The organism is Christiangramia aquimixticola (genome assembly GCF_048285835.1).
GTDB classification, from domain to species: Bacteria; Bacteroidota; Bacteroidia; order Flavobacteriales; family Flavobacteriaceae; genus Christiangramia; species Christiangramia aquimixticola.
The window spans coordinates 354,459-361,713 of record NZ_JBLVTL010000002.1 but is presented as its reverse complement, the minus strand read 5'-3'; the positions used below and the strand labels follow the sequence as shown (position 1 = coordinate 361,713).

Annotated in this window: 9 protein-coding genes; 7 read left to right on the top strand and 2 right to left on the bottom strand. The window is 37.9% G+C overall.

Going from position 1 to position 7,255, the window contains the following annotated elements; genetic code table 11:
• The 5 genes from ACNKXV_RS05275 to ACNKXV_RS05255 form a co-directional block, all read left to right on the top strand.
• Positions 1 to 131, top strand: a 131-nt coding sequence (locus ACNKXV_RS05275; protein WP_417906975.1) for a DUF6909 family protein, incomplete at its 5' end; no start/stop codon positions are given.
• A gap of 10 nt (positions 132 to 141) precedes the next feature.
• A complete protein-coding gene (gene rfbC / locus ACNKXV_RS05270; RefSeq protein ID WP_417906657.1) occupies positions 142 to 687 on the top strand; it encodes a dTDP-4-dehydrorhamnose 3,5-epimerase in 546 nt (181 codons plus the stop codon).
• The gene (rfbD, locus tag ACNKXV_RS05265) at positions 684 to 1,541 is read left to right on the top strand and encodes a dTDP-4-dehydrorhamnose reductase (protein ID WP_417906656.1); all 858 of its coding nucleotides are present in this window, start codon (positions 684 to 686) and stop codon (positions 1,539 to 1,541) included. Before rfbC ends, rfbD begins: the two co-directional genes overlap by 4 nt.
• 3 nt (positions 1,542 to 1,544) lie before the next feature.
• Entirely contained in the window at positions 1,545 to 2,534 is a 990-nt protein-coding gene (locus ACNKXV_RS05260; protein WP_417906655.1) for a UDP-glucuronic acid decarboxylase family protein, read from the top strand.
• A 1-nt stretch (position 2,535) separates the two neighbouring features.
• Positions 2,536 to 3,309 (top strand): glycosyltransferase family 2 protein, encoded by a 774-nt coding sequence (locus ACNKXV_RS05255; protein WP_417906654.1) that lies wholly within the window; start codon positions 2,536 to 2,538, stop codon positions 3,307 to 3,309.
• On the opposite strand, the gene ACNKXV_RS05250 is transcribed toward ACNKXV_RS05255, so the two are convergent.
• Positions 3,299 to 4,609, bottom strand: a complete 1,311-nt coding sequence (locus ACNKXV_RS05250; protein WP_417906653.1) for a phenylacetate--CoA ligase family protein — start codon at positions 4,607 to 4,609, stop codon at positions 3,299 to 3,301. The genes ACNKXV_RS05255 and ACNKXV_RS05250 overlap by 11 nt on opposite strands.
• A gap of 85 nt (positions 4,610 to 4,694) precedes the next feature.
• Here ACNKXV_RS05250 and purD point away from each other — a divergent pair, with 85 nt between their 5' ends.
• Positions 4,695 to 5,972 carry a phosphoribosylamine--glycine ligase gene (gene purD, locus ACNKXV_RS05245; RefSeq protein ID WP_417906652.1) on the top strand — a complete coding sequence of 426 codons (1,278 nt, stop codon included), beginning with the start codon at positions 4,695 to 4,697 and terminating at the stop codon, positions 5,970 to 5,972.
• Here the strand turns inward: purD and ACNKXV_RS05240 are convergent.
• A complete protein-coding gene (locus tag ACNKXV_RS05240) occupies positions 5,958 to 6,188 on the bottom strand; it encodes a DUF6341 family protein (RefSeq protein ID WP_417906651.1) in 231 nt (76 codons plus the stop codon). The genes purD and ACNKXV_RS05240 overlap by 15 nt on opposite strands.
• Before the next feature lie 44 nt (positions 6,189 to 6,232).
• On the opposite strand from ACNKXV_RS05240, the gene ACNKXV_RS05235 reads away from it, so the two are divergent.
• Positions 6,233 to 7,156 (top strand): DUF6427 family protein, encoded by a 924-nt coding sequence (locus ACNKXV_RS05235; protein ID WP_417906650.1) that lies wholly within the window; start codon positions 6,233 to 6,235, stop codon positions 7,154 to 7,156.
• The last annotated feature ends 99 nt before the right edge of the window (positions 7,157 to 7,255 follow it).

The window sequence follows — 7,255 nt, the reverse complement described above, 5'->3', positions numbered from 1 at the left end:
ATGCTTATTACGCCTCAGATAACCCTCTGGAAACGGGTAGCACCCTTGCTTCAGGAGGTTTAGGAACTTCAGGTGTGAAACCAACCTATCTTATTACAGAGAAGATTCTGGAACAAATATTCAATTCTTAAGAAATAAAATATGCAGGTAGAAAAGACTCCATTAAACGATTGTTTACTTATAAAACCTACGGTTTTTGAGGACCATCGTGGAGTTTTTCTTGAAACTTATCACAGGAAACGTCTGGCAGAATTTAGCGGGATCGATGCCGAGTTTGTTCAGGATAACCAGTCGGTCTCGCATTTCGGAGTTTTACGGGGGCTGCACTTTCAACACGGGGAGCACGCACAAACCAAAATTGTAAGGGTGATCCACGGGAAAGTACTGGATGTGGTCGTTGACCTTCGTCCCGAAAGTTCTACTTATAAAAAGACCTTCTCAGTAATTCTTGATGATGAAAATTTATATCAGTTATATGTCCCGAAAGGTTTTGGTCATGGTTTTTTAACCCTTTCTGAAAAATCGGTGTTTTCTTATAAATGTGACAATTATTATACTCCTGGTTCTGAAGGCGGAATTAGGTATGATGATCCTGAACTGGCCATAAACTGGAACTTTCCTGAAGAGGAATTCATCTTATCTGAAAAGGACAAAAAACTGCCATTCCTGAAAGACATTTCTTTATGAAAAAGATACTGGTTACCGGTTCCAATGGTCAATTAGGACAATGTTTCAGAAAGTATTCTTCGCAATACCCGGAATTTGAATTTCTTTTCTGTTCCTCAAAGGAGTTGGATATTACCAAAGAAGAGGTGGTTAGAAGTTATTTTGAGAAACAACAAATCGATATTTGCATCAATACTGCCGCTTATACCAATGTTGAGCAGGCCGAAAATGAAAAGGAGAAGGCATTTCTTGTAAATGCTGAAGCAGCAGGCATACTCGCCGGTACGTGTAAAGAATATAGAACGGAATTGGTTCATATTTCGACCGATTATGTTTTTGATGGAAGGTCCAAAAGCTCTTATTCTGAAACTGATGAGGTGAATCCCATCAATGTTTACGGAGCTTCCAAGCTTAAAGGGGAAGAAAATATTCAGAAAACTCTGGATAAGTATTTTATCTTCAGAACTTCCTGGTTGTATTCAGAATTCGGACATAATTTTTTTAATACCATCCGGAAAAAAGCAAAAGAAAATGCAGAATTGAATATTACCACTTCTCAGCTGGGAACACCAACCAATGCTAACGATCTGGCCAAATATGTATTGAAGCTTCTGAAGAATGGATCTAAGGCTTATGGTTTATATCATTTCAGTAATTTAGGAGAGGCTACCTGGTTTGATTTTGCGCAAGAGATCATTCTGGGAATTGGTAAAATTGATGATGTTAACCTGAAGAAAACCGGGTTTTACAAAACTCTGGCAGTTCGTCCCGAAAATAGTGTGCTTTCCAAAGAAAAAGTTCAGAATCATTTTGGGCCAGTTCCCGAATGGAAAGAAAGTTTAAATAAATTGATCACGGAACTCGATAAAGCGTAGATTATGGCAAAAAGAATTTTAATTACCGGGGCAGCAGGATTTCTGGGCTCTCACCTTTGTGACCGATTTATAAAAGAAGGGTTTCAGGTTATAGGAATGGATAACCTAATCACCGGAGATCTTAAAAATATCGAGCACCTGGTAAAAGAAAAGAATTTCGAGTTCTACCATCATGATATTACCAAATTTGTTCATGTACCCGGAAAACTGGATTATATCCTTCATTTTGCTTCCCCTGCCAGCCCAATTGATTATTTAAAAATTCCTATTCAAACCCTAAAGGTAGGTTCGTTTGGAACACATCATTGTTTGGGACTTGCCAAGGAGAAGAACGCACGTATTCTTATCGCTTCAACTTCTGAAGTATATGGGGATCCCCAGGTACATCCTCAAAATGAAGATTATTACGGGAATGTAAATACCATTGGACCAAGAGGTGTATACGACGAAGCTAAAAGATTTCAGGAGTCAATAACGATGGCTTATCATAGATTTCATGGTTTGGAGACCCGAATCGCCAGAATTTTCAATACCTATGGTCCACGTATGCGATTAAACGACGGGAGGGTGATTCCAGCCTTTATTGGTCAGGCTCTCAGAGGAGAAGATTTGACGGTTTTTGGAGATGGTTCTCAAACCCGGTCTTTTTGTTATGTAGATGATCAGGTTGAGGGAATTTATAAATTACTGCTTAGTGAATATTCTGAACCGGTAAACATTGGAAATCCTGATGAAATAAGTATTTTAGACTTCGCTAAGGAAATTATCAGATTAACCGGTACCAACCAAAAGATTGTTTTCAGGGATCTTCCACAGGACGATCCTATGCAAAGGCAACCGGATATAACCCGAGCTAAGGAGATTCTTGGATGGGAACCTAAGGTTGACAGGGCAGAAGGTATGCGAATCACTTACGATTATTTCCGAAGTATGAGTAAAGAGGAACTTGATAAAAGGGAACACAAAGATTTTTCAGAACACATCAGAAGATAGGATGAAGGAGAACAGACTGGTTTCTGTAATAATGCCGGCATATAATTGCCAGTCTTTTATTACAGGAGCGATACAATCTGTGATTCAACAAACCTATACAAACTGGGAGCTGTTAATAGTGGATGATGCATCTACAGATGCTACCCGAAAGTGCATCAAGGAACACTCGATCTCCGAGCCAAGAATCCGATCCTTTTTCAATTCTAAGAACAGAGGGACAGATTATTCCCGAAATAAGGCTATTAAGGCCGCGAAAGGTGCTTTTATTGCATTTCTTGATGCAGATGACCTTTGGTTGCCAAATAAACTGGAAAAGCAGCTACAGGTGCTTAATAAAGAGAATGTGGCGGCTTGCTTTTCAAGCTACGAGCTTATAGATGAAACCGGGAATCGATGTAAAAAGAAGGTTAAGGCGCTGCCTGTCCTTTCCTATAACCGGTTGCTAAAGGCGAATTACGTGGGAAACCTCACCGGCATCTATAATGCAGAGCTTTTAGGGAAGATCTATTGTCCACCGCTTAAAAAAAGACAGGACTGGGCTTTATGGTTAAAAGTGATTGAGGAAGGTGGTCCAATGGAAGGTATTTCAGATGTTTTAGCATACTACAGAGTTAGAAAAGACTCAATATCTGGTAATAAGATCGAAATGCTTAAATACAATTACAGGGTATACCGCCTGTTAGGATTTTCTGTATTTGGAGCTCTGTGCAGGATGTTGCTTTTCCTTAAGGAACAGTTCTGTGTTAAGAACAGGAATATTACTATTATTGAATAAGGGAAGTAAATTGTTTCAGTTTCCCGCTGGTACTTCTTTTTAGGATCTCTTTGCGTTCAAAACTTATCTTTAGGTCTTTCCCTACATAAATTGCTATTGCCTTCAAAATCTCTTTTTTCTGGGCATTATCCAGTTCTGTATTACTCACATAATCAATTTGAAAATGATCAAAATCGGTTTGGGTGATAATAAATTCCTTGATCTTTCCGCTGTCTTCAATTATGGTTTTGGTGACGTAATAAAAAGTTAGTCCCGGGACAACCTTACCATCGGGTAATCTCGCAATATCATTGGTTCGCCCAATCAGTTTTTCCAGAATAGGTTTTTTCAAGGTACTGTTTACCGCAAGCGATCCCGTATCACCAATATCATATCTTATCATGGGATGGGCTTTATTGTATAAGGAAGTTATCACAATGCGCCCCTCTTCCCCGTATGGAATAATGTTATCATTTTCGTCCAGAATTTCCACATAGAGGTCTTCAGAATTAACGATCCATTGATTTTCTGAATTTTCAAAAGCAATAAGGCCTACTTCACTGGCTCCATATTCATTAACCACAGGAACACCCATTGATGCTTCTATGACTTGTTTATCGCGTTCAAACAATCTTTCTGAAGTAACTATGCAAATTTTTAAACTTGGACATATCTCTTTTAAAACAATATCCTGTTCTCTTAAATACCGCGCAAAAAGTACAATTGCACTGGTATAACCATTTAAATAATTGAAATTGGAATTTCTAAAACGGTGAAGAAAAACCTGCATTTTCCTTTCACTAAGATCAAATATGTTGAAGCGTCTTCTTAAACTAATCCTGTCCTTTAGCCGTTCCTGAATATTTCCATAGAAATCAAGCGGAATACCATAAAACCGGGCTTGTAAAGATTTATTAAGATCTATGCCATACCACCTGTACCTGTCCTCAAATCCTGCCCAGCTAAGAGCGTGCGCAAATTTGTTCTTGGCAAAAATAAAAGGATGTCCGCTACTACCCGAAGTCTTGCCTATATAAGCCGTAGTCTTGTTGAAAGTTGAACTTAAACGTGTTTTTAACGGCCGTTGTAGATTCGCTTTGGTCATGATTGGAACATTCTTCCAGTCATCAAATCCGGACCAGTCAAAGAAATCACGGTAAAAATCATTATGCTGTATGTGGTAATCTATGATATGATTTCTGCGCTTAAGTTGATAGGCGGCATATTGATCTTCCGGAATATTCTGGATCTCCTTTAAAGTTTTTTGGGCCCTTTCAATGGGAAATTTATTGAGCTGTAGAGAAAGTTTGAACCAATCCAAAGGTAGAGGAGCTTTTTTAACGAATTAATTGGTGCTTCAAGGTACAAACATTTATTTTTGATGCAACAAATAAAATGAACTCCTTATGAATATTCTTATTCTTGGTTCCGGTGGTCGTGAACATACATTCGCTTATAAAATTTCACAAAGTACACAATGCGATAAATTGTTTGTTGCTCCGGGGAATGCAGGTACGGCACAGATCGCTGAAAATATGGATCTTAATCCCATAGATTTTGCAGCTGTTGGGAAAGTAGCGCTGGAAAAAGAAATAAGTATGATCGTAGTAGGCCCGGAAGATCCTTTGGTTAAAGGGATCGTGGATTTCTTTGCCAAAGATGAGGCGCTTAAAGAAATTCAGATAATTGGACCTTCAGCAAAAGGAGCATTACTGGAAGGAAGTAAGGAACGAGCAAAGGAGTTCATGGCAATGCACAATATTCCTACCGCTGCTTATGCAAGTTTTAGCTATGAAAGTTTAGAAGCGGGAAAGAAATTTCTGGAAACTCTTAAACCTCCTTATGTTTTGAAAGCCGATGGCCTTGCAGCCGGGAAAGGAGTTTTGATCCTGGATGATCTGGATGAAGCAAAAAAGGAACTGGAGAATATGCTCTCCGGTAAATTTGGTGCAGCCAGCGAAAAAGTGGTTATCGAAGAATTTCTGGATGGAATTGAATTAAGCGTTTTTGTGCTTACAGATGGTAAGAATTATAAAATCCTGCCCACGGCCAAAGATTATAAGAGGATTGGCGAAGGCGATACAGGTTTAAATACCGGCGGGATGGGAGCAGTTTCCCCGGTTCCGTTTGCAGATGATATCCTGATGTCTAAAATAGAAGAAAGAATCGTTAAACCTACAGTAAACGGACTTGGTAAAGAAGAGATAGATTATAAAGGCTTTATTTTCATTGGATTGATCAAAGTGGGAGAAGAGCCGTTTGTAATTGAATATAATGTTAGAATGGGAGATCCGGAAACCGAGGTTGTGCTACCACGTTTAAAGAGTGATCTTGTAGAATTATTTAAACTAACCTGGGAAGGGAAATTAGATGAAGCCACTTTAGAGATCGATGATCGTTCGGCTACCACCGTTATGTTGGTATCTGGAGGATATCCGGGTTCTTACGAGAAAAATAAAGTTATAACCGGAATATCTGAAGTTTCAGATTCTATAGTTTTTCATGCCGGAACCAAGCAGGATAGAGAAAATGTAGTGACTAATGGCGGGCGGGTGATCGCACTAACCTCGTTTGGTGAGGATTACAAAAAGGCACTAAAAAAATCTTACCAAAGTGCAGAACTTCTGCAATTTGATAAGATGTATTTTAGAAAAGATATAGGCTTTGACCTATCCCAGGAATGAATGTGAAGTAGATTCTCTTTTTTCTTCGTTTCTGTCATTAAAGGTCTTTAATTGCTTCATCCAGTATAGGAAAGCAAGAAAACCAATAATCATAAATACCCAGTTAAAGATATTAGCAAGAAACCAGGAATCTAGTTCAAGTGTTCTTAAAACATCCAGAGGATAAAAAAGTATATCTTCAAATAGATATTCAATGCCCTCAAATAAATCTCTCATTGTCTCGACTTTAATTATTGCTTACAAAAATATAAAAAACCCCAATGCTAACAAGCTTTTTTAGCAAATCCAAACCCATAAACCTTACAGTAATTATTTTACTGATGGGCTTTTTCTATCTGGGTATGAATTTTACCTCCTGGGAGAATGGCTTCGACCTGTTGGAACTACTTATAAAAATCGGAGTTCTGGCTATTCTCATTTTAAGTATTCTGGTGCTTAATTTTATTGCAAAAAAGAATGAACTAACTAAGCGAAGTGCTTTTAAAACTATTTTATTCACGCTTTTTGTTATTTCATTTCCCAGTATTCTTCAAAATGAAGCTGTAATTCTTTCCAATCTGTGTATCCTCTTTGGTTTACGAAGGATAATTAGTTTAAAATCACATAAGTTCATTGCTCAAAAGATCTTTGATGCAACCTTCTGGATAAGCATCGCTACGTTGTATAACTTCTGGTCGGCATTATTCTTTCTGCTAATATTTTTTGGAATCATCAACTTCACCTCTTATTTCAAGAACTGGCTAATCCCATTTGTAGCCTTTATGGCGGTGGCAATCCTCACGGTGACATTCAACCTTTTGGCTTATGATAAGATATATACCTTAACCGACTGGTATCAAAACAGCAATCTAAATTTCGAAGCTTATAGTGAGTTAAAATTACTTGTCCCGCTCAGTATTATATTGACCCTGATGTTATGGACGCTGGTTCATTATTTTTCGGCCTTGCAAAAAGCAAGTGTTACCAAACGTCCGGTATTAAGTCTCATTCTTTTTAGCCTTATTATAGCAATAGGTGTGGCTGTACTTGCACCAACTAAAAACGGAAGTGAACTTATATTCTTTTTCGTCCCTTTAAGCATTATAGCTTCCAATTATTTTGACAGTAAAAAAGATAAAATATTCAAGGAGATTATTTTTGCAGGCCTGCTATTAATGCCTTTTTTATTGTTGTTTTTGAATTAGGCTGGCATTTCCTGAGGATTTCAGGAATACTCTTTTAAAAATAATATCTTTGTACCGGCCATAACAATTGGCTAAAAATCACATTTGAATCAAATTCAG

Excerpts from the sequence above, each read along its gene's own strand:
- ACNKXV_RS05235 (WP_417906650.1), top strand. The coding sequence starts at position 6,233 with ATGCTAACAAGCTTTTTTAGCAAATCCAAACCCATAAACCTTACAGTA.
- ACNKXV_RS05260 (WP_417906655.1), top strand. The coding sequence starts at position 1,545 with ATGGCAAAAAGAATTTTAATTACCGGGGCAGCAGGATTTCTGGGCTCT.
- purD (WP_417906652.1), top strand. The coding sequence starts at position 4,695 with ATGAATATTCTTATTCTTGGTTCCGGTGGTCGTGAACATACATTCGCT.
- ACNKXV_RS05255 (WP_417906654.1), top strand. The coding sequence starts at position 2,536 with ATGAAGGAGAACAGACTGGTTTCTGTAATAATGCCGGCATATAATTGC.
- rfbD (WP_417906656.1), top strand. The coding sequence starts at position 684 with ATGAAAAAGATACTGGTTACCGGTTCCAATGGTCAATTAGGACAATGT.
- rfbC (WP_417906657.1), top strand. The coding sequence starts at position 142 with ATGCAGGTAGAAAAGACTCCATTAAACGATTGTTTACTTATAAAACCT.
- ACNKXV_RS05240 (WP_417906651.1), bottom strand. The coding sequence starts at position 6,188 with ATGAGAGATTTATTTGAGGGCATTGAATATCTATTTGAAGATATACTT.